Origin of the sequence: Halomonas sp. XH26, from assembly GCF_024138895.1 — a bacterium.
Taxonomy (GTDB): Bacteria; Pseudomonadota; Gammaproteobacteria; order Pseudomonadales; family Halomonadaceae; genus Vreelandella; species Vreelandella alkaliphila.
This window is the reverse complement of sequence record NZ_CP071889.1, coordinates 761,194-781,769: the sequence shown is the minus strand read 5'-3', so window position 1 is coordinate 781,769 and position 20,576 is coordinate 761,194. Positions and strand designations below refer to the sequence as shown.

The following is a 20,576-nucleotide window of genomic DNA, read 5'->3' as shown; positions in this document are numbered from 1 at the left end:
AGCGCAATCACCCAGAACCAGCCAATCCTTAAAAAACCTTGTCAAATCTTACATTTGCATTCGCGCTTAATAAAAAAACATATTAACTTCAACCACTTGCAAAGCAACTAAACGATTTTTAAACGATTTGAATACATAACTAGACTTTAGTATCAATTGGCTCAAAAAACCCATGCCGATAGCGCATAAGGCATACGGATTACATACAGAACGATCATCACTTAACGGCCAAACAACAAAAAACCCACGCGATGGTGGGTTTTCTGTGCAGCTTTGTTTGTAAAACTGTTTAGCAATACGGTCTATCAGTACTGTTTATAAGCACTGTTTATCAGTACCGCTTATCAGTACTGATTCCCCATACTGGCTTTTGGTTGTTTATAGCCAATACGCCTAGGCATTTAGTCGCGCGGATAGTGATGAAGTAGCTCACGGAGCATATCAGGCGGCGTGGCGTCACTTACGCAGGCGTCACCCAGGGCATTGAGCAGCACCAAACGTAGACGAGTATCAATATTCTTCTTATCTAGCTTCATGCGGGCTAAAAAGTCATCTACAGACATTCCGGCAGGTGCGGCTAGCGGTAGTCCAGCGCTTTCAACAACCGCCTTAGCACGCGCGAGTGCATTGCTATCTATCCAGCCAAGCTGATGCGAGAGCGTTGCTGCCATCGCCATGCCTGCACCCACGGCCTCACCGTGCAACCAGTTGCCATAACCTTGATGAGCTTCAATAGCATGACCGAACGTGTGCCCCAGGTTCAGCAACGCGCGAACTCCCTGCTCAGTTTCGTCATCCGCCACAATGTCGGCTTTAATTTGACAACTCTGAGCAATCGCTTCAGCAATCACTGCAGGCTCAACACGACGTAGCGCCTGCATATGCTCTTCTAACCAGCTTAGGAAGCGCTCATCACGGATTAACCCGTACTTGATCACTTCTGCCAAGCCTGCGGAAAGCTCCCGGCTAGGCAGAGTGGTCAAAGTGTCGATATCCACGATGACGGCTTTTGGTTGCCAAAAAGCACCAATCATATTTTTACCCAGCGGGTGGTTAACACCGGTCTTCCCACCCACCGAAGAGTCTACCTGGGATAATAACGTAGTAGGCACCTGAATAAAGGCAACGCCACGTTGATAAGCTGCCGCCGCATAACCGACCATATCGCCAATCACACCTCCCCCTAAGGCAATCAGCGTACAGCGACGATTGAAGCCGGCCTCTAACAGCGCGTCCCAAATCCGGCTTACCTGCTCGATGGTTTTATACTGCTCCCCGTCAGGCAGCACTACCGTGCGAATGTCTAAATGACCAGGCAGACCGGCGCAAAGCGTTTCTAAATAAAGCGGTGCGATAGTCTCATTGGTGACTACCATCACCTGCTGACCCGCGAGATACGGCTCCAGCACATTGGCGCGTTTTAGAAGCCCAACACCAATATGAATCGGGTAGCTACGCTCACCCAATGCGACAGTTAGCGTACGCTGGGCACTTGTCATTTCAGTCATTGTGATACCTTTTTACTTTGAGCCCGCGCAATTTCTAAAGGGTCCACCATGCGATGGACACGACGCAGAATTTCGTTGACCACCGCACGTGGGCTGCGCCGATCCGTGCGCACCGTAATATCAGATGTTGCTCGATACAGCGGATCTCGTGTGGCGAACATGTCGTTCAGCACTTGTTCACGATTATCACACTGTAATAGCGGTCGATTTCGATCTTTGGCAGTGCGCTTTAGTTGCTGGTCAACGGTGGTCAGCAAATAAACCACGGCGCCTCGCTCACGCAGAGCACGTCGATTCTCTTCGCGCAGCACTGCGCCACCGCCGGTAGCCACTACCACACCAGATAACTGAGTGAGCTCGTCAATCATCTGGCTTTCGCGCTGACGAAAGCCGGGTTCACCTTCAACGTCAAAAATCCAGGGGATATCCGCACCACAGCGGTCTTGTATGGCGTGATCACTGTCAAAGAACGAGCGCGACAACTCAGCCGCGAGTAAGCGGCCTATCGTGCTCTTGCCAGCCCCCATGGGGCCAATTAAAAAAATATTGGGTAACTCTTGCATCAGCGAACCGCCAAACCATCATCAAGTAGTCGTGGAGTAATAAAGACCAATAACTCTACCTTTTCATTGCTCTCTTCGGTATAGCGGAATAGCCGCCCAAGCCAAGGAATATCTCCTAGCAGCGGTGTTTTCGCTATTTGGCTCAACTGCTCTGTTGTCAAAATACCGCCTAACACTACCGTTTGCCCATTATCGACCAACACTTGAGTCTCTATCTGGTTGGTATCAATCGGCGGCTCACCACCAAACTCACTTTCCCGGAAGCTATCGTTTTTAATCACCAAATCCATAATGATGCGGTTATCCGGAGTAATTTGTGGCGTTACCTCCAAGGAGAGTTCAGCCTCCTTGAACTCTGTATCTGGATTCCCTTCTGTATCTACGCTCTGAAAAGCCCGCTCTTCGCCTTGACGAATAATAGCTGTTCGTTGGTTAGCTGTGATCACTCGGGGCTGAGAAATCGTCTGGCTTTTGCCCTCACTTTCCAGCGCTCGCAGCTCAAGATCTAGCAGCACGTCCCCTGATAGATAACCAAAACTAAACCCCGTGTTGGCAGCAGCCACTGAACCTAGATCTACTGCGAGGCCACCCTGAGCACGGTTAATGTTGTTAGGGTTAATATTACGCCGAGAAAACGTGCCATCATCGTTTTCTAAAAAGCCGCGAGTACTCGACGCGCCCCAGTTAATCCCTAACTCCCGAGATGCAGTATCTCGGGCAATGACAATTCTTGCCTCAATTTGCACCTGACGGACGGCGACATCCAAGCGATCTAAAGTGCCGATAATAGCGCGCACCTGCTCTGCAGTATCTTGTACCAGTAACATATTAGTACGCTGATCAATACTGACTCGCCCTCGGTCAGTTAACAGCCCAAAGCCATCGCCACCACGTAACAGCTGGGCAAGGTCTTCGGCGCGGGCGTACTTTATCTCAATGAACTCAGTGACTAATGGCGCAAGCGTTTGGCGTTGATTGCGTGTTTCTATCTCTTGCCGTTCAAGAGCCGCTAGCTCGCTGGCAGGCGCCACTACGATCACATTCCCCTGCTCCCGACTTGCCAGCCCCTGGCTTTGTAAGATCAGCGCTAGCGCTTGATCCCAGGGAACATCGTTCAAGTTAAGTGTAATGCGTCCAGCAACGCTATCACTGGCCACCAGGTTTAGGCCAGTAAACTCTGCCAGAGTAGCCAGCACTGCACGCACTTCAATATCTTGAAAGTTCAGGCTTAACCGCTCTCCGGTGAAAGATATTCCCTGCTGTTCTCGCTGCTGTTGTGTAGCTTGACTCACCGGCTGCACTTCAATCGTCAACGTACGCCCGCTTTGCGATGAAGCCATCGCGATGGGGCCGTTCGTTTGTAGCTGCAGCCGCACATCACGCTGTCCAAGATGAGGGGTAATACGGGTAACCGGCGTCGCAAAATCAGTGACATCGTAAACCTGGTTAAGCGCATCAGGCAGCGCCACATTACGCAGATCCGCTATAATGCCGCCTTCACTACCTTCACGCACATTAGCGACCACACCAGCACGATCAAATGTCACCACGACACGTCCTGCACCATCACCTCCGCGCCGAAAATCAATATTTTCAACACGCGGCCCCTGGATGAACGGGGAAGTCTGAATAGCGTTAGTCGCTTGAGGTGCCGGCATAGACACAGAACCACCTGATGCTAAGGTGACTCTTAACTGCTCACCGACGACTCGAGCGGTATAATCAAGGGATTCATTCGAATCAACCACGAGACGCGTCCGTCCACTGCCCTCTAACACCGTCACTTGTTCAACAACACTACTACTGACACCAATACGGCGTTCGGCAAGCGCACTTTGTGTATCTGCCAAATCCAGCGCTAGACGAGGAGGTGCATCTAATCGATAGCCACTTAGCTGGGCAACGCCGCCACTGAACTGCAACACTAACTCAACGTCACCACTATGAGTTTGGCGCACATCGACATTAGTAAGCACTGATGCCATGCAGACCGATGGCACTACCGCGATTAATAACAGCAACGTTCGATAACATTTAGCAGCCATAAGCGATATCCATATCTGATAGCGAGTGAAGAAGCTATTCCTCAAGGGTGAGCGTTACCTGGCGTTGTTGCCACCCTTGCTGAGGGCTAAAAACACGTTCAATAATAGTGATTCCTTGTGGTTCAATCTGGTTAATAAGGCCATGATTGGTGCCTAAATAATCACCTTCTCGAACGCTAACAACCTCCCCCTCGGGAGGCTCAATCAATGCAACTTGCTGCTCCCCCATACGTAGCGTACCAACCAAGCGCAACGTCTGGAGTTGAAAACGCTCTAAAGGCTCTTGAGCGCGCTGCTGTTCGGGGGCAAACTCGCTCACTGCCTGCTCCACTTGCAATACGTTTTCGCGCACATCCTCCGGTGCTAAGAAAGGACTGCGCGCATCGCTAAAGCGATAATCAAGCGACTGATACGTTGACAATTCCTCCACTACCTCGGGCGCTTTCCCATCAGCAGTACGGCGTATTTCTGCAAGGGTTTGATCTAGCTGCCCCAGTTGAGGGTCACTGCAGCCAGCTAAACCAGCAATACACAGCAGGCCTACCAAACGCTTCATGGTTCAGCCTTTTCGCTGTAAGTGCGTGCAAGCAGCGACATGCGTAGCGTGTCGCCATTCTGATCAACAGGCGCTAGTGTTAAATCGTGCTGAGTAATAATTCGCGCCAAATCGCTAATATCCGAAACAAACTGTGCCAATGCATGGTAATCACCGCGCACCTGTATATCTAAGGGGTGCTCTATATAGTGCGTGTTACTCACCGTAGGTCGCAAACGGATAGTTTCAATGGTTAGTCGATTTTCGATAGCGGCATCACTGATACTATCTAATAAAGAAGGAATTTCTGCACTGGTAGGCAGCATCGCCTGCATCTGCACCATTTGATCTTCAAGAGCAGTCAACTGACTGCGAATATCCGGCAGAAAAGCGGCTTCAGACGCCTTGCGTCGATACTCGACCAGCAGACGCTCCTCTTGACGCTGCTCTGCTGCAAGCGAATCGCGAGCCTCCCCCACCAGCCACCCGTTGATACCTAATAGAGCAACTAAAAAAACAAGTACCGCTATCACGGCTTTAAGCAGCCAGGGCCATTCACCTGCTTCTTTGATATCCAACGATTGCCATTCAACGTTTCGCAGGCGCTGCCAGTCACTTTTAACGCGTTCACGGATAGGCGTCATGGTGCCGCCTCCATGGAAACGGCTTCTTCAGGAGACAGTTGCCTTACTTCAAACTGGAAAACACGCCGACTGTCATCTTGGCCACTAGCAACCTTGGAAAACAGCGGTACGCCTAACCCTGGTATATCTGCAATTTGGCGAAGTTGCTCAGAGACCTGACGTTCATTACTGGCAACCGCTGAAAGACTGATTTGCTGTCCGCTACGTGACAGACGCTGATAGACAACCCCATCTGCGACGCTAGCGGCAATATCGTTAAACAGCCTCACTGTACTCATGCGTTCGTTATTAAGCGTGTGGAACAGCGCCAATTGCTCTTCCAGCCGCCCGATGTCGCCCTGATAGCGTTGTACATCAGCGATTTCATTGTCTAACTGCTCAATACGAGTAGAGATATGGGCATTGCGCTGCTGCTGGGCAGCTAACTGCTGTTGATATACGTGCAATACCACAACGCCACACGCCACGCCCAGAAGCAACATAAACAACATAACACCGTAAAATTGCCGCGTCCGTCTCTCTCGCCACGCCTCACGCCAGGGTAAAAGATTAATATTAATGCTCATTGGCTAACTCGCATCGCCAACCCACCCGCCGTTAGCATCGCTGGGGCAGCGTTTCTTAACGCTTCTTCACTTAGCCGTTTGTTAATGCGCAAACGTTGCAATGGGTTGGCGATACTCACCGACATACCACTATCATCAGCAATACGCTCAGCGAGGCCTGGAATGACACTAGAACCACCCGCGAGTACAGTATGTTGCACCTCATGCTGACGACCCGCGGTATAATAAAGCTGCAGCGAGCGTCTCCCCTGCTGTACCACCGTTTCTAGAAAAGGCGTGAGCACTTTCTCTTGGTAGTCGCTAGGTAGACCACCACGCTTTTTAGCAACGTCAGCCTCTTCTATGCTCATGTGGTAATACTGGCGGATGGCATCTGTTAGCTGGCGTCCGCCAAACGCCGTATCACGGCTATAAACAATATGCCCACCCCGCACGACATGGAAGGCGCTCATATTGGTCCCGATGTCGAATAGCCCCACACAAGCAGTTGAGTCGTTTGCCATGCTGGATTGCCTACGTAGCTCGGCCAATACGCGCTCTAAAGCGAACGTCTCTACATCGACAGCGGCAGGCTCCAGCCCCGCACGCTCTAACGTTTCGGTAAGCAGAGTCACGTCTTGCTGACGACACGCTACTAAAACAACTTCTTGCTGGCTCTCATCGAAAGGAGCAGGACCTAGGCACTGAAAATCAAACGCCACCTCACTGAACGGAAAGGGAATATAGCGGTCAGACTCGGCGGTTATTCGCTCTTCGATCTCCTCTTCGCTTAACGAAGCAGGAAAAGTAAGCGTTTTAGTAATGGCAGCGCTCGCTGGGACGGCCACTGCCGCTTTACGAGTAAAGGGCTTTGCATGCTCGACAGTACGCCGAAGCACACTCGCCACTTCATTAATGTCGCGGATGCGGCGCTCAACAACTGCACCTTCGCGCAGCGGTTGAACAGCGTAGCTGTCTACTTGGTAGCTATCGCTATACTGTTTGAGCTCTAACAGCTTGACGGTCGCCGATGTAATATCGACACCAATCAACCCTTTACCGGGCTTGAGTAAACGCATCCTGGGTTCGGCTCCGCCTGCCTATCGTGCGAATTTTGAGGTTACATGATTTTTAGTTAAGTCACACGCGAATGGCATTACGGCATATCAACACTGGTGACTGCTGCCTCGCCTTCCTATAATGGCAGCCAATTGCGTGATACGGTCGTTTAGTTACCGTGTCTATTCTCCTTTTCACGGGTGCACTCTGTTCATGACGTTTTTTCGAACCCTCATCCTGTCACTTTTTTCGCTAATCGTTGCGCTCATTGGCGCCACCGTGTTGGCAGTGGTGGGCGCCGCTATCTATTTTTCACCTGGCCTGCCTGATGTACGCCAGTTGCAAGATTTCGAGCTACATACACCACTTCGCATCTTCACCAATGATGGCAAACTCATTGGTGAATTTGGCGAAGAGCGCCGTATGCCCGTCGACTTCGCTGATATTCCAGAGGACATGATCAACGCGCTGATCGCAGCGGAAGATGCCAGTTACTTTGATCATGCAGGCGTTGATCCTCGTGGTATCGCCAGGGCGGCGGTTGAACTGGTCCAGAGTGGCGGCTCCATTCAGTCTGGCGGCTCGACCATTACCATGCAGGTTGCGCGTAACTATATGTTGACGCTCGACCAGACATTCACGCGGAAAATTCGCGAGATTCTGCTTGCCCTGCAAATGGAGCAGATTCTTGATAAAGATGAAATCTTCGAGCTCTACGTCAACAAGATATTTCTCGGCCATCGCGCCTATGGCATCGCAGCCGCATCAGAAACTTATTATGACAAGCCATTGGCTGAATTAACGCTGGCTCAAACAGCAATGATTGCGGGACTGCCTAAAGCACCCTCAGCCTTTAACCCACTGGCTAATTCAGAACGCTCGCTTATTCGTCGCAACTGGATTCTGTTCCGCATGCGCGAGCTAGGACATATTGATAATGATGCTTATCTAGCGGCTGTGCAGGAGCCGGTGACAGCCCGCCGGCACTACACCCAAACCGAAGTAGACGCGGCTTATGTTTCAGAAATGGCTCGCCAATATGCCATCGAACGATTTGGAGATAAGGCGTATACCGGTGGCTACCGAATTTACACCACGATTGATAGCGAAATGCAGCCCTATGCCCACCAAGCATTAGCAAATGGCCTGCTGGCTTACGACCTTCGCCATGGCTGGCGCGGTTCAGAACAGCAAGATATCGCAGCCAGCTTGGTAGAAGCTCAAGAGCAAACCGCTACTCAAGGGCTTGAAGAGGAACTTTCAGAATCACCGGAAATTCGTCAAACCGCTCGCCAAGCAGCTGAGCGTAGCCAAACACAAGTTGAGGGTGTCGATGGTGACGTCAGCAACTGGTTGCAAGTATTAGAGCGCACGCCCAACTATGGCCTGCTTCAGCCAGCGATTGTGGTTGAGAGCAGTGGCCGTGAAATGCAGGTACTTACTCGCGGTGGCGAACTGCAAACGATTGCCTGGAGCGGGCTGAACTGGGCACGCCCCTATTTGAGCCCACGCAGTCGTGGTGCCGAACCAAGTAGCGCGGATCAAATTGCTGTTCGCGGCGACTTAGTCCGCGTGATTGAAAACGAAGATGGATCTCTACGCTTGTCGCAGCGCCCCGACGCCGAAGGCTCTTTGGTTGCCCAAGATCCACGCACTGGCGCTATTTTGGCCTTACAAGGCGGGTTTGATTTTAATGCCAGTAAGTTCAACCGTGCCATCCAGGCTCAACGTCAATCCGGCTCCATCTTTAAACCGTTCATCTATCTTGCAGCCCTAGAAGACGGCGGCATGAACGCAGCAAGCGTGGTCAATGATTCCCCCGTCGTACTAGATGACGGTAGTAATTCATTATGGCGCCCAGTCAATTCAAGCCGTGACTTCCTAGGCCCGATGCGCTTGCGCCCAGCGCTTGCTCGTTCGCGTAACTTGGTCACCATTCGTGTACTTCAAACCACGGGGTTAGACCATACTATTCGCTATCTAGAAGGATTTGGCTTCTCTCCCGATCGCCTACCACGCGGGCTATCTCTCGCCTTGGGCAGCGCCAGTTTAACGCCCATGGAAATGACCAACGCGTATTCCGTTCTTGCCAACGGTGGCTTTCAGGTCGCACCATGGTTTATCGAACGCGTCACGCGTAACGATGATGAGGAGCTTGTGGATGAGGCAACGCCTCAGGTTGCTTGCCCTAGCTGCGCTGAAGGGCAGGAAACAGTTGAAATCGACGGCAAAGAGTACCCGGTGGCTACTCGGGTAGCTGACCCTGCTGCAGTCTATATTCTGCGCGACATGCTTCGTGACGTCATCACGTCTGGCACCGGCCGTGGTGCTCTTAGCCTGAACCGCGACGATATCGTCGGCAAAACGGGCACCACCAATAGCCAGCGTGATGCCTGGTTTGCAGGCTTTAACAGCGACTTAGTGACCACAGTATGGGTAGGCAAAGATAGCAACGACTCCATCGCTGAATATGGCTCTAACGCAGCACTACCTATCTGGGTTGACTTTATGGGCGATGCACTAGAAGGCACTCCCTCAGCGCTCCCCGAACGCCCGGATACTGTTGTTAGCGCACGGGTAGACCCCACAACCGGATACCGCTTGGCGGATGGCCAGTCAGGGGGCATTTCTGAGCTCTTCCACCGTGACCATCTTCCCGGCTACCAGCAACGTCGCATCAGTCGTGAACTGGAAGAAGCTAGTGGCTCACAGGGGTCTGGTACCGCAGAGTCCATTTTCTAAGCCGTACCTGCACAAAGCAAAAGCCCGGAGACCTAATGGTCTCCGGGCTTTTTTTATGGCGCACATTAACGCCCTACGATTAGCCGTCCATCGGCAGACGTTCTCGCTTACTGGCAAACCAGTTGGCACCAATCGCGGCAATCATCACCACCACGCCAGCAATTTCCGTTAGTAGATTTGGGTAGAAAATCCCGAAAATGGCAGCGCCAATCGCCAAACGCGGTAACCAAGACATCTTGGTAAACAGATAACCTTCAAGCGCGGCAGCAAATGCACACAGCGCCAAAATAGCAATCAGCGCATTCCAAACCACCACGGGCACAGGGCCACCGACAATGATTTCTGGATTAAACACCATAAATAGCGGAATTAAATAGAGACCTTTGGCAAATTTCCAAGCTTGGAAGCCAGTCTCCATGGGTTTACTGCCTGCAATTGCTGCCCCCGCAAAACCGGCCAGGGCGATAGGCGGTGTCACATTGGAATCCTGGGAATACCAGAACACCACTAAGTGAGCAATCAGTAGCGGCACTCCAAATTCAGCGGTCAACGCTGGGCCCACCAGTACGATCAAGACAATATAGCTCGCGGTAACCGGCAGCCCCATCCCCAAAATCAAGCTTGCCAGCAGCACCATCACCAACGCCAACACTAGGTTGCCACCAGAAAAAGCCAGCATCATTGAGGAAAACTTCAATCCTAGCCCTGTCAGGCCCACAACGCCGACAATAATCCCAGCCACGGCACAAGCCATAGAAACTGCAACGGCATTCCGCGCACCCAGCTCCAACCCCTGAACCAACTTAACGAGCCCCGCCCACACCACACCTTTGGTGCGGCTCATGGTTACCGGCTGACCTTGCTTAGGAGCAATAAAGAAGTACCAAAGCGCATAGCGAAGAACCGCCACAGCGATGATGGTGACCACGGCGTAATACCCCACGCGCATTGGCGACATACTCATCGCTAGCAGCCACACTAGCACCGCTAGAGGAAGCAGGAAGTGCCAGCCATCTTTCATGACTTGGCGCATTTGCGGCAACTCGCTTTTCGCCAACCCCTGCATTCCCTGCTTCAATGCAATGATATGGACAAATAGATACACCGTTGCAAAGTACATAATCGCCGGCAGAATGCTGATTTTAACGATTTCCAAATAGGGCGTATTGGTATATTCCGCAATTAAAAATGCCCCCGCCCCCATTAAAGGCGGCATAATTTGTCCACCGGTAGAGGCGGCTGCTTCTATTCCTCCCGCCTGCTTCGGCTGATAGCCCAGCTTTTTCATCAGCGGAATGGTAAATGCCCCGGTGGTCACCACGTTGGCAATCGCACTACCCGAAATAGAGCCCATACCGGCTGAAGCCAGCACGGCAGCTTTCGCAGGGCCGCCCCGCTGGCGGCCAGTGGCCGCATAGGCCATATCAATAAAAAACTTGCCAGCGCCAGTGCTTTCCAAAAAGGCACCAAAGAGTACGAATATAAAGATGTAGGTCGCCGCAACTCCCAAAGGCAAACCAAAGATGCCTTCTTGTCCTAAATAAAGCTGCCCTGCGACGCGCTCCAAGGTATAGCCACGATGCTCTAAAATGCCGGGCATCCATTCGCCTAGCCATGGCAGTTCACCCCGAGGCCCTGCAAATGCGTAGATAATGGCAAGCAGGCCGATCACCGTCATGCCAAACCCAACGGCTCGACGACTTGCTTCCAACACGGTAACCGTCGCAATACAGGCCACTAAAATATCGGTGTCACTCCAGAAGCCGGCTCGATTGATAATCTCATCTAAAAAGAGCACCAGATAGCCACCGGTAGTCAGAGCCCCAGCAAAGAAAATTAGATCAATGCCCCACCCCAGCACTCCACGTTTGCGCGTTGGCCCAAACACAGGAAACATCAAAAATGCCAGCAACATAATCAACGCTAAGTGAATACTACGCTGATAGAAAAGCCCAAGGGGCTGGATACCAGCAGAATAGAGCTGGAAGAGTGAAAGCCCCACCGCAACCACGGTGATACACCACAGAACCATGCGGGGCTGCATCGCATTCGCGCCGGGCATCACAACCGGCGGTGGAGTGGATTTGTTCATGAACGTCCTCGGAAGCGTTAACTACTATCGTTTTTATTCACGCGGAGCGGTGCTAGGTGATAATAATTGGATAATCACACGTTGCCCGGCTGCGTACTTACTTAAACTCACCGGTGAATGCTCACCATTCGGCCACACCACTTGGTGATTGACGGCAGAAGAACCGACTCTTAATGCATAACGGTTATTTGCTACGGGCTCATCAATAGCATTAATCCAATAACCGCCCTCACCATCTGAGACTTGTTCTCCACGGCCAAAGATATGACCAAGCCCTGCGGCAAAGTCTGGTTGATGACTACGCTCAAGTTGCATAACGCCTGCCGCATTGCGATAGCAATCCAGTACCGTAAAGTGCTCAACTGAGTGTTGCCACTGGATACACCAGCGCCCTTCTGAAGGCACCAGCGCATCCACTAAAACATCGCCTTGTTCAGTCACCACAGCTAAACGCATAGACGCATTCGCCGAAGCGGGGGAAGCCCCCACTTCGGCGAGCGGTAGACATGCAAAAAGTAGCGCCATCAGTCGTTGTTGCCACTGCATGGCAATATCCTTATGGCAATGTCTTATGGCAAAACCCTTTAACCGTTAAGGGCGCAGGCGATCAGGAATATCCGCTCCTACTTCTTCAAAGTAGCGAATCGCCCCCGGGTGCAACGGCACAGGCGTAGAGTTCATGGTGAATTCAATGGTGGTGTCGTTGGCGGCAGGGTGAACAGCAATTAACTCATCGGTGTTTTCAAACAGTAGCTGAGTCAGCTGGTAAGCGAGCTCTTCGTCCATATCAGAATTCACCACCAAGACGTTAGGAACACCGATAGTCTGAACGGACTCGTCCATACCGTCATACATACCCGCTGCCAGCTCGTAGGGCGCAAACACTGCCTCCGCTTCCTGTGCATTGGCAACTTCTTCATCGGAGAGGCCAATTAAGCGGATATCACGGGTAGCGGCAAGGTTAAGAATAGAACTGGTGGGGGGCCCAACGCTCCAGAAACCGGCGTCGATATCACCATCACGAATGGCATCTGCGGTTTCGTTAAAATTGAGTCGCTGGGGGGTAAAATCTTCATAACTAATGCCGTTGGCTTCCAAAACGGCGCGTGCATTTAGCTCGGTGCCACTACCTGGTGCACCCACGGAAACACGCTTCCCAGCCAGGTCAGCGATGGTCTCGATATCCGACTCAGCCAGCGTTACCAACTGCACCGCATTCGGGTAAACAGAGGCCAGAGCACGGGTATTTTCAATCTGACGACCGTCAAAGTCGCCGCTGCCGTTATAAGCCTGATAAACCGTGTCGGCCAGCGCTAACGCCAAATCGGCGTCGCCACGCATAATCAGCCCCATATTTTCGACTGAGGCACCAGTAACCTCAGCAGTCGCCTGAGCGCCTTCAATATGGTTATTAATCATTTCAGCGAAGCCACCGCCGATCGGATAATAAACCCCGCCGGTACCGCCGGTCGCGATTGAAAGCTGTTGCGCACTGGCTGGAAGTGCAACAGCCAACATGGATGCTGCCACTGTATATTTTAGAGTTCGCATAAGCGGTTCCTCCGTCCTGTTTGGACTTATAAGTATGGTTGACGATAAGGAGGTGTGAAGTCCCAGCCTCTGGTTACCGTAAACGGCAAGCAAACGCGGTGCAATGACGTTAGCACGGCTTTAGCGTGAGATGCTAATGCAACGCTATTCGCCGATAACCCCCGTATAAATGTCGTTACCTGTGCTAAATGTCTAGAATTTATTGATAATAGCGATTAGTTAATGCAGATCGCCACGTCCAACGTTGGCCTAAGGAGATATCATGGAGCACGATGCGCCGCGCCCGAACCTAGCCATCAGTGCCTATCGCGCCCTGAAGCACGACATCATTCGCGGCCGTTATGCGCCTGAAGAGAAGCTTTTAATGAGCCGCCTCAAGGAGTATTACGGCGCCAGTACCGGCCCTCTACGCGAAGCGCTTTCCCAATTAGTTGCCGACCGCTTGGTGATTGCGATTAGCCAACGTGGCTATCGCGTTGCCCCCATGTCGCTGGCCGAGCTGAACGATATTTACGACGCACGCGCTCAGTTAGAAGGCTTGATTTTGCGCCTGGCCATTGAGCGCGGCGACGACGACTGGGAAGCCAACGTCCTCGCCACCGCTCATCGGCTAGCTAAAGTGACCGAGGTAAGCTCCCCCGATGAGCTGCTTGATGGCTGGGATTTGCGCCATAAGGCATTTCATACCGCCATTGCTAGCGGCTGCAACTCGCCACACCTGTTGCAGATGCGCGACACGCTGTTTGATCAGGTTGAACGCTACCGCCACCTGTGGCTGCAGGAAACGGTGATGTCCCCCCAGGCACTTGAAATCAAAAGACAAGAGCATGCCGCCTTGGTAGACGTCATCCTGGCTCGTGATACAGAGCAAGCGGCCAACCTCATGCGTGATCACTTAATGACCCCTGTCCCGATTATTACCCGTGTTCTCAAGGAACGTGGGATCAATTAAATTCTTTATTTTAAAATGTAGATATTTTAATAAAACGACGATACATTGAATCATATCAAAATGACTATGTAGGAGTTCACGCCATGACCCGTTTCAACTGGGACGACCCGCTGCTGCTCGAACACCAACTCACCGATGAAGAGCGCCAAATTCGTGATGCCGCTCACGACTACTGCCAGGAAAACCTGCAGCCACGTGTGCTGAGTGCTTTTCGTGAAGAGCGCTTCGATCGTGAGATCATGAACGAGATGGGTGAGCTTGGCCTGCTGGGTGCAACTGTCGCCCCTGAATATGGCGGCTCAGGCGTGAACCATGTGGCCTACGGACTCATTGCCCGCGAAGTAGAGCGCGTTGATTCAGGCTACCGCTCAGCCATGAGCGTGCAGTCATCACTGGTGATGTATCCGATTGAAGCCTATGGCTCTGAAGAGCAGAAGCATAAATATTTACCTAAGCTCGCCAGCGGAGAAATGGTCGGCTGTTTTGGTTTAACCGAACCTGACCATGGCTCAGACCCTGGTTCAATGATCACTCGGGCAGAAAAAGTTGACGGTGGCTACCGCTTAACCGGTGCCAAAATGTGGATTACCAACAGCCCGATTGCCGATATTGCGGTGGTTTGGGCAAAGTCCGCCGCCCACGACAATCAAATCAAAGGCTTTATTGTTGAGCGCGGTACCGAAGGCTTCAGCACACCCAAAATTGAAGGCAAGGTGTCGCTTCGCGCTTCCATCACCGGTGAAATCGTACTGGACAATGCCTTTGTCCCTGAAGAAAACCTATTGCCTAACGTTAGCGGTTTAAAAGGTCCCTTCGGTTGCTTGAATAAAGCTCGTTATGGCATTGCCTGGGGCGTTATGGGCACCGCTGAGTTCTGTTGGCATGCCGCACGCCAATACACCTTAGACCGCAAACAGTTTGGCCGCCCACTGGCTGCAAATCAGTTGATCCAGAAGAAACTCGCAGATATGCAAACCGAGATCACCCTGGGCTTACAGGCAGCGCTACAGGTAGGTCGCCTAATGGATAGCGGCAACTGGGCACCGGAAATGGTCTCACTAATCAAACGCAATAACTGCGGTAAAGCGCTGGATATCGCTCGCCAGTCTCGCGACATGCACGGCGGCAACGGTGTTTCCGATGAGTACGGTGTTATTCGCCATATGGTGAACTTGGAATCGGTAAACACCTACGAAGGCACTCACGATGTACACGCCTTAATCTTGGGTCGTGCCCAGACCGGTATTCAGGCATTTTTCTAAATAGCGACAAGTGAGGCACCTAATGAGCACAGCAGCCAAGCCACTAGCAGGCATCAAAGTACTCGATATTTCACGTGTACTGGCTGGCCCGTGGTGCGGGCAAATGCTCGCAGACATGGGGGCTGATGTGATCAAGGTAGAGCGCCCCGTCAGCGGCGATGATACTCGCCACTGGGGCCCTCCATGGCTCTCTGGCAGTTCAGAGTCGGCCTACTACCTATGCGCCAACCGAGGCAAGCGCTCGGTCACCGTCGATATGGCCAAGCCTGAAGGCCAGGCATTGATTAAGCAGCTCGTCGCCACCTCCGATGTATTACTTGAAAACTTCAAAGTGGGCGGTTTGAAAAAGTACGGTCTGGACTATGAGAGCCTGAAGACACTGAATCCTCGGCTTATCTACTGTTCAATCACCGGCTTTGGCCAAGAAAGCCCTTACGCACACCGCGCCGGTTACGACTTCATGATTCAGGCAATGGGCGGCATTATGAGCCTAACCGGCAAGCCTGATCATGAGCCCGGCGGTGGCCCCGTCAAAATCGGCGTTGCCTTTACCGATATTTTCACCGGCCTGTATGCCGCCAATGCCGTGCTGGCAGCGCTTTACCAGCGCCGCGATAGCAACGTTGGATGTCATATTGATATGGCATTGATGGACGTTCAGGTGGGCGTACTGGCGAACCAGGCGCTCAACTACTTAACCTCCGGTCAAGTACCTCAGCGGCTGGGGAATGCACATCCCAATATCGTTCCATACCAAGCGTTTGCCACTGCTGATGGCCATATGATTGTTGCCGTCGGTAATGACGAGCAGTTTAAGCGTTTCTGCCAAGTGATCGACCAGCCAACGTTGCCGCTGGACCCAAGGTTCGCCACCAACGGCGCACGGGTGCAGCACCGCACTGTATTGGCTCCTCTACTGGAAGCCGTATTACTAACGCAGAAAACTGATGGATGGCTGGCTGCCTTTGAAGCCGCCGGTGTGCCTAGTGGACCCATCAACACCTTGGATCGCGTCTTCGACGACCCCCATGTCAAAGCACGTGGCTTGAAGCAAACGCTTCCCCACAGCCAAGCCGGTCACGTCGACTTAGTCGCGAACCCTATCCGTATCAACGGCGAGTCAATCAGCGCCCAGACTCCCCCTCCCTCATTGGGTGAGCACACGCAACAGGTGCTTGATGAGCTTGGCATTACCAGCGAACAGCGCCACGCTCTGCAACAAGCAGGCATTATTTAACGCTCGTTATCCTCCCTCTTTTCATATCTCTACTAACGATTCATCTTAGCGCCCAGTTGGGCGCTTTTTTTGTCGGCTCAGCGCACCCAATAATTTCTATACAAAACCTATACGAAAAGTTAACAAGCGACTAAACTGTTTTCGTCTATGATTAGATAGTTAAAAAAAATTTAAATTAACCGGCAATGGCTAACGTAAATCGGCCAGCGGGTAACTTGGCGCACTGCTATAGGGGGATTTCATGGGTCACTGCGCACGGGTAGACGGTAGCTGTAAACGATGCGAGGGGGACCTTCCTTTTGATTTCACGATGGCCTTTCAACCTATTGTGGACGTGTCACTTGCTCGCGTGGTGACACATGAGGCGCTTGTCCGAGGGATTAATGGCGAATCTGCCTGGAGTGTTATTTCTCAGGTGACTGACGACCTACTGTATCGGTTTGATCAAGCTTGTCGTGTTAAAGCGATTGAGATGGCAAGCGCTCTGAATATGCCAACGGCATTATCAATCAATTTTTTACCCAATGCTGTCTACGAACCGGAAGCGTGCATTCAAGCAACGCTTGATATTTCTCGACGCGTTGGATGGCCAATGGAGCGGCTAATTTTTGAAATCACTGAAACCGAACGCGTACGAGACCGCCAGCACCTGCGCAATATCATCGAAGCCTATCGCGAGATGGGCTTTAAAACGGCCATTGATGACTTTGGCAATGGCTATGCCAACCTGGATCTGTTGACTGGTCTAACACCGGATAAGCTCAAAATCGACCGCGAGCTGGTGATGAACTGTGACCATGATATGCGTCGCCAAGCGCTGCTCAGCTCCATCATTTTGCTAGCTAAAGAGTTGAACATGACGCTCATTGCTGAAGGGGTAGAAACACGCAAAGAAGCATTATGGCTAGCGCGGGCGGGCATTGCTCGCCAACAGGGCTTTTTCTACGCCAAGCCAGCTATTAATTCCTTAGGCCCAGATCTAACCTCTCGATTATTAGACTTAAGAGAAGAGGTATATGTAGGCTTAGAAGCATTAAGCTACTGATGCAAACCTATTACCTGCTGCCTATTGCCGATTGTCTTTTAACTACTCTCCATTAACTACTATCTTTTAACCACCGTCTTTTAACTACTGTCTGTCGCCTACTGTCCATTACCCCCGTTTTATCGTCTATATAACGAATTTGAAACAATGACGACCGAACCTGTCACATAAGCAGTGACACTGCACATTTCTCACAGGCAACATCCAACATCCAAAGGAGTTGAGCCATGAGCAACGCCGAGCTAAACGAACTGAAGCAGAAGTATGTCGCGGCGGGCGCCGCTAGCCCCGCCACTGCTTTTGCGGATCGCGCTGAGAATGCTGAGATCTGGGACGCCGACGGCAACCGCTTTATCGACTTCGCGGGCGGTATAGGCGTTTTGAACGTAGGCCACCGTCATCCTAAAGTGGTTGCTGCGGTGAAAGCCCAGTTGGATAAGGTCATGCACACCTGCCAAACAGTGATGCCTTATGAAGGCTATGTAAAAGTTGCTGAAAAACTTAGCCACCTCGTACCGGTTCGCGGCCACGCCAAAGTAATGCTGGCTAACTCCGGTGCAGAAGCGTTGGAAAATGCCGTTAAAATTGCCCGCGCTGCCACCGGCCGCTCTAACGTCATTTGTTTTGACGGCGGTTATCACGGCCGAACGTTCTACACCATGGCCATGAACGGCAAAGTAGCCCCGTATCAAAGCGATTTTGGCCCGATGCCTGGCACGGTATTCCGCGCGCCTTATCCGGTGTCCTACCACGGTGTCAGCGAAGACGAAGCCCTTCGTGGTCTGAAAATGACCCTGAAAACCGACGCCAACCCAAAAGACACTGCCGCGATTGTCTTGGAGCCGGTGCTTGGCGAAGGCGGTTTCTATCCTGCATCGAAAAGCTTCCTGGAGAAGATCCGCGAAATTTGCGATGAGCATGGCATGCTGATGATCATCGACGAAGTGCAGTCTGGCTTTGGCCGAACCGGCAAAATGTTCGCCATTGAGCACAGCGGCGTTGAGCCGGACATCATGACCATGGCGAAAAGTATGGCTGACGGTATGCCAATCTCTGCGATTGTTGGCACCGACAAGGTTATGGATGCCTCTGGCCCCAACTCTTTGGGCGGCACCTATACCGGCAGCCCCACCGCCTGCGCCGCAGCACTGGCCGTGTTGGAAGTATTCGAAGAGGAAAACATTCTTGAGAAAAGCCGAACGCTGGGTGAAAAGCTAGCGGCTCGTTTTGGCGAGTGGCAAACCAAGTTCGACTGCATTGATAATGTGCGCAACATGGGCGCTATGGCGGCATTTGAACTGGTCTCGAATAAAACGGATCGCACGCCCAATCCAGAACTTGCCGCAGCGCTGTGTAAGAAAGCCCGTGAGGAAGGGTTGATCCTGCTCTCCTGCGGCATGTACGGCAATACGATTCGCTTCTTGATGCCCGTCACGATTGAAGACAGCGTCCTCAACGAAGGGCTGGATATTATTGAATCCTGCCTGGAATCGCTGGTTTAAGGGGCTCTGATTCAAAAGGCCTATAACAGCTCGTAGCGGGGGTCTTTTGCCATGGCCGGAAAACAGTTCCCGACTTTTCCGGCATTCCCACCATCCTTGGTGGTCAGATGGCAAAAGTAGCGCCCAGGGATGGGGTTACAGCGCCCCCGCCTAGGGCTGTTTCGGCCATGCCAGCTCTCTACTTACCGAGGGCGTCGATCGCCTTCGAGGAAATTAGCTGTAAAAACCGCTTTTCCATGAGTCTCAAACGACCACTTCATCACATCGCTTAAAGCGGCCATCACCGCATCGAATTCCCCGAACACCTGGGTACTCATTCGATTAGGGTGAACTTCTAACCCTGTGGCTTCCAAACGTTTTACCACCTCTTTCACCACTGGCTTAAAATCATCGGCCAGCGGGTAATAGCTTAGCTGTACGGAAAGATACATCCTGCCTCCTTATGCGCTTTATGCGCGCTTACTGGCTCCCTGTGAAAAGCGCTGCCATGCCGCCAATATGGCCGCCCGCGTTTCATCAGGATGCTCCATAGGGAACATGTGAGTACCGGGAACCTCGCTGATAGCTAACCCACGACGCTGAAGCCGCTTGACCCGTGTGGGAGTGAGTAAATGCGACTCCTGCCCTGCCACCAAGTGGATCGGCACACCGACTCGACGTGGCAATCCCGACAGATGATCCGGCAGGTGGCGAAATATCTCTACCTCAATACCTGGGTCGAAGGTTAGCTCAGCGCTACCGTCATCCAGCAAGCGCGTGCCTGCTTCAATGTAGTCGTTCAATGCCTCTGGGGTAAAGCGTCGAAATAACCCACGGCGGCGCAGCGAGTCAGCCATGGCTTCTCGGCTAGGCCACACACTGCGCCGCCCCTGGGTTTTACCAGCAGGGGTGATGCGATCCATAAAACCAAATCGCTTCGCCGCTTTCATCACCCAGGCATCCGGCCCCAGCATCAACGGCGGGTCAAGCATAATGACGCCGCAGAAGCGTTCTGGCTGTTTATCCGCCGCCATAGCCATCAGCGTACCGCCTAGCGAGTGACCAACGCCCAGTAACGGTGCGTCTGTAACCGGCAAGTAGCTCAACAGTTCATCGACTAAATTGCCCCAGTTATGGTTCACCGGGTAATCCGGGTGATGCCCCAATCGATCAAGCGGATGGAGGTCAAACGACTCTGCCAGTGGTTCCAGCAGCGTGCGATAGCTTAAGCCAGGAAAGCCATTCGCATGGGCAAACACTAAACGAGGGCGTTGGGTGGCATGGGCAGACATGGTTAGCTCGCAGGGTAAGAAGA

Annotated in this window: 18 protein-coding genes; 6 read left to right on the top strand and 12 right to left on the bottom strand. The window is 52.3% G+C overall.

Going from position 1 to position 20,576, the window contains the following annotated elements:
• Positions 1 to 401 precede the first annotated feature (401 nt).
• Genes aroB through pilM form a run of 7 tightly spaced genes read right to left on the bottom strand, consistent with a single transcriptional unit; the run spans position 402 to position 6,919 of the window.
• Entirely contained in the window at positions 402 to 1,508 is a 1,107-nt protein-coding gene (gene aroB / locus J4377_RS03640) for a 3-dehydroquinate synthase (RefSeq protein ID WP_095602658.1), read from the bottom strand.
• On the bottom strand, positions 1,505 to 2,071 hold the full coding sequence (gene aroK / locus J4377_RS03635) for a shikimate kinase AroK (RefSeq protein ID WP_038481630.1): 567 nt from the start codon (positions 2,069 to 2,071) through the stop codon (positions 1,505 to 1,507). Before aroK ends, aroB begins: the two co-directional genes overlap by 4 nt.
• Complete coding sequence (gene pilQ, locus J4377_RS03630) at positions 2,071 to 4,116, bottom strand: type IV pilus secretin PilQ (protein WP_253486837.1); 2,046 nt, start codon at positions 4,114 to 4,116, stop codon at positions 2,071 to 2,073. Before pilQ ends, aroK begins: the two co-directional genes overlap by 1 nt.
• A 34-nt stretch (positions 4,117 to 4,150) precedes the next feature.
• Positions 4,151 to 4,672, bottom strand: a complete 522-nt coding sequence (locus J4377_RS03625) for a pilus assembly protein PilP (RefSeq protein ID WP_120385701.1) — start codon at positions 4,670 to 4,672, stop codon at positions 4,151 to 4,153.
• Positions 4,669 to 5,295: a type 4a pilus biogenesis protein PilO gene (locus J4377_RS03620; protein WP_253486835.1), complete on the bottom strand. Its 627-nt coding sequence runs from the start codon at positions 5,293 to 5,295 to the stop codon at positions 4,669 to 4,671. The genes J4377_RS03625 and J4377_RS03620 overlap by 4 nt, the downstream gene beginning before the upstream one ends.
• Positions 5,292 to 5,861, bottom strand: coding sequence for a PilN domain-containing protein (locus J4377_RS03615; protein ID WP_253486833.1), 570 nt, complete (start codon positions 5,859 to 5,861; stop codon positions 5,292 to 5,294). The genes J4377_RS03620 and J4377_RS03615 overlap by 4 nt, the downstream gene beginning before the upstream one ends.
• The gene (gene pilM / locus J4377_RS03610; protein WP_253486831.1) at positions 5,858 to 6,919 is read right to left on the bottom strand and encodes a type IV pilus assembly protein PilM; all 1,062 of its coding nucleotides are present in this window, start codon (positions 6,917 to 6,919) and stop codon (positions 5,858 to 5,860) included. Before pilM ends, J4377_RS03615 begins: the two co-directional genes overlap by 4 nt.
• A gap of 193 nt (positions 6,920 to 7,112) precedes the next feature.
• Here pilM and J4377_RS03605 point away from each other — a divergent pair, with 193 nt between their 5' ends.
• Entirely contained in the window at positions 7,113 to 9,641 is a 2,529-nt protein-coding gene (locus J4377_RS03605) for a penicillin-binding protein 1A (protein ID WP_038481613.1), read from the top strand.
• Between the two features lie 79 nt (positions 9,642 to 9,720).
• Here J4377_RS03605 and J4377_RS03600 read toward each other — a convergent pair whose 3' ends face one another.
• Genes J4377_RS03600 through J4377_RS03590 form a run of 3 tightly spaced genes read right to left on the bottom strand, consistent with a single transcriptional unit; the run spans position 9,721 to position 13,284 of the window.
• The gene (locus tag J4377_RS03600) at positions 9,721 to 11,733 is read right to left on the bottom strand and encodes a TRAP transporter permease (RefSeq protein WP_253486822.1); all 2,013 of its coding nucleotides are present in this window, start codon (positions 11,731 to 11,733) and stop codon (positions 9,721 to 9,723) included.
• A 33-nt stretch (positions 11,734 to 11,766) separates the two neighbouring features.
• Positions 11,767 to 12,279, bottom strand: a complete 513-nt coding sequence (locus J4377_RS03595; protein ID WP_038481607.1) for a DUF1850 domain-containing protein — start codon at positions 12,277 to 12,279, stop codon at positions 11,767 to 11,769.
• A gap of 45 nt (positions 12,280 to 12,324) precedes the next feature.
• The gene (locus J4377_RS03590; RefSeq protein WP_038481605.1) at positions 12,325 to 13,284 is read right to left on the bottom strand and encodes a TAXI family TRAP transporter solute-binding subunit; all 960 of its coding nucleotides are present in this window, start codon (positions 13,282 to 13,284) and stop codon (positions 12,325 to 12,327) included.
• 262 nt (positions 13,285 to 13,546) lie between these two features.
• Between J4377_RS03590 and csiR the strand changes: the two genes are divergently transcribed.
• From csiR to gabT, 5 genes are all read left to right on the top strand, one after another.
• Positions 13,547 to 14,236, top strand: a complete 690-nt coding sequence (gene csiR / locus J4377_RS03585) for a DNA-binding transcriptional regulator CsiR (protein WP_038481603.1) — start codon at positions 13,547 to 13,549, stop codon at positions 14,234 to 14,236.
• An 83-nt stretch (positions 14,237 to 14,319) separates the two neighbouring features.
• Positions 14,320 to 15,498 (top strand): acyl-CoA dehydrogenase, encoded by a 1,179-nt coding sequence (locus tag J4377_RS03580; protein ID WP_038481600.1) that lies wholly within the window; start codon positions 14,320 to 14,322, stop codon positions 15,496 to 15,498.
• Positions 15,499 to 15,520: 22 nt separating this feature from the next.
• A complete protein-coding gene (locus tag J4377_RS03575; protein WP_038481597.1) occupies positions 15,521 to 16,735 on the top strand; it encodes a CaiB/BaiF CoA-transferase family protein in 1,215 nt (404 codons plus the stop codon).
• Positions 16,736 to 16,976: 241 nt separating this feature from the next.
• Positions 16,977 to 17,780, top strand: coding sequence for an EAL domain-containing protein (locus tag J4377_RS03570; protein WP_198348598.1), 804 nt, complete (start codon positions 16,977 to 16,979; stop codon positions 17,778 to 17,780).
• A gap of 227 nt (positions 17,781 to 18,007) precedes the next feature.
• On the top strand, positions 18,008 to 19,282 hold the full coding sequence (gene gabT / locus J4377_RS03565) for a 4-aminobutyrate--2-oxoglutarate transaminase (RefSeq protein ID WP_253486820.1): 1,275 nt from the start codon (positions 18,008 to 18,010) through the stop codon (positions 19,280 to 19,282).
• 182 nt (positions 19,283 to 19,464) lie between these two features.
• On the opposite strand, the gene J4377_RS03560 is transcribed toward gabT, so the two are convergent.
• Together J4377_RS03560 and J4377_RS03555 are read right to left on the bottom strand one after the other, a co-directional pair.
• Complete coding sequence (locus J4377_RS03560) at positions 19,465 to 19,713, bottom strand: YkoF family thiamine/hydroxymethylpyrimidine-binding protein (protein ID WP_038481590.1); 249 nt, start codon at positions 19,711 to 19,713, stop codon at positions 19,465 to 19,467.
• An 18-nt stretch (positions 19,714 to 19,731) separates the two neighbouring features.
• Entirely contained in the window at positions 19,732 to 20,553 is an 822-nt protein-coding gene (locus tag J4377_RS03555; protein ID WP_193084741.1) for an alpha/beta fold hydrolase, read from the bottom strand.
• Positions 20,554 to 20,576: the final 23 nt, after the last annotated feature.

Excerpts from the sequence above, each read along its gene's own strand:
- pilM (WP_253486831.1), bottom strand. The coding sequence starts at position 6,919 with ATGCGTTTACTCAAGCCCGGTAAAGGGTTGATTGGTGTCGATATTACA.
- J4377_RS03560 (WP_038481590.1), bottom strand. The coding sequence starts at position 19,713 with ATGTATCTTTCCGTACAGCTAAGCTATTACCCGCTGGCCGATGATTTT.
- J4377_RS03555 (WP_193084741.1), bottom strand. The coding sequence starts at position 20,553 with ATGTCTGCCCATGCCACCCAACGCCCTCGTTTAGTGTTTGCCCATGCG.
- J4377_RS03605 (WP_038481613.1), top strand. The coding sequence starts at position 7,113 with ATGACGTTTTTTCGAACCCTCATCCTGTCACTTTTTTCGCTAATCGTT.
- aroK (WP_038481630.1), bottom strand. The coding sequence starts at position 2,071 with ATGCAAGAGTTACCCAATATTTTTTTAATTGGCCCCATGGGGGCTGGC.
- J4377_RS03590 (WP_038481605.1), bottom strand. The coding sequence starts at position 13,284 with ATGCGAACTCTAAAATATACAGTGGCAGCATCCATGTTGGCTGTTGCA.
- J4377_RS03580 (WP_038481600.1), top strand. The coding sequence starts at position 14,320 with ATGACCCGTTTCAACTGGGACGACCCGCTGCTGCTCGAACACCAACTC.
- J4377_RS03570 (WP_198348598.1), top strand. The coding sequence starts at position 16,977 with ATGGGTCACTGCGCACGGGTAGACGGTAGCTGTAAACGATGCGAGGGG.
- J4377_RS03595 (WP_038481607.1), bottom strand. The coding sequence starts at position 12,279 with ATGCAGTGGCAACAACGACTGATGGCGCTACTTTTTGCATGTCTACCG.
- J4377_RS03625 (WP_120385701.1), bottom strand. The coding sequence starts at position 4,672 with ATGAAGCGTTTGGTAGGCCTGCTGTGTATTGCTGGTTTAGCTGGCTGC.
- J4377_RS03615 (WP_253486833.1), bottom strand. The coding sequence starts at position 5,861 with ATGAGCATTAATATTAATCTTTTACCCTGGCGTGAGGCGTGGCGAGAG.
- aroB (WP_095602658.1), bottom strand. The coding sequence starts at position 1,508 with ATGACTGAAATGACAAGTGCCCAGCGTACGCTAACTGTCGCATTGGGT.
- J4377_RS03600 (WP_253486822.1), bottom strand. The coding sequence starts at position 11,733 with ATGAACAAATCCACTCCACCGCCGGTTGTGATGCCCGGCGCGAATGCG.
- J4377_RS03575 (WP_038481597.1), top strand. The coding sequence starts at position 15,521 with ATGAGCACAGCAGCCAAGCCACTAGCAGGCATCAAAGTACTCGATATT.
- pilQ (WP_253486837.1), bottom strand. The coding sequence starts at position 4,116 with ATGGCTGCTAAATGTTATCGAACGTTGCTGTTATTAATCGCGGTAGTG.
- gabT (WP_253486820.1), top strand. The coding sequence starts at position 18,008 with ATGAGCAACGCCGAGCTAAACGAACTGAAGCAGAAGTATGTCGCGGCG.
- csiR (WP_038481603.1), top strand. The coding sequence starts at position 13,547 with ATGGAGCACGATGCGCCGCGCCCGAACCTAGCCATCAGTGCCTATCGC.
- J4377_RS03620 (WP_253486835.1), bottom strand. The coding sequence starts at position 5,295 with ATGACGCCTATCCGTGAACGCGTTAAAAGTGACTGGCAGCGCCTGCGA.